1 protein-coding gene is annotated in these 437 nt (G+C 78.0%); it reads right to left on the bottom strand.

Annotation, left to right across the window (positions count from 1 at the left end):
• Positions 1–437, bottom strand: a 437-nt coding sequence (locus AACY08_RS29920) for a hypothetical protein (protein WP_445262076.1), incomplete at both ends; no start/stop codon positions are given.

Raw genomic sequence — 437 nt, 5'->3', positions numbered from 1 at the left:
GATCTCGGCAGCGAGCGCCTCGGGCCGCCCGACTAGCGCCTGCGCTTCGGCGGCAAGGTCACCATCGCGCTTGTCCATCTCGGCGATGCGCCGCGCTGCCTCCCCTGCCCGCGCGCGCCAGCTTTTCGCCTCTGCGGTCGTCCCGGCCAACCGCTCGCGCCCGCTGCCGACATCGCGGTCCAGCCCGGCGCGGTCCGCGCGCGCGGTGGCGATGGCGGTGCGGCGCGCCTCGGCCTCGCCCGACAGCGCCCGCACCCGCTCGCGCGTCGCACTCCCATCGGGCAGCGCCGCCTGCACGGCGCCCGCGCGCGCGACCTCCGCCTCGGCTTCTTCATGATCGGCGACGATGCGCTGCCGCCGCGCCGCCAGATCGGCGCGCTGCGCCTCGATCCGCTCGATCGCCGCCGCCGCGCGATCCTCGGCGCGCGCCGCATCGC

The sequence above is a fragment of the Pseudomonas sp. EL_65y_Pfl1_R83 genome, from assembly GCF_963970695.1.
In the GTDB taxonomy this organism is placed as follows: Bacteria; Pseudomonadota; Gammaproteobacteria; order Pseudomonadales; family Pseudomonadaceae; genus Aquipseudomonas; species Aquipseudomonas tritici.
Note: the sequence above shows the minus strand (reverse complement) of the source record. Positions and strands in the feature narration are given on the sequence as shown.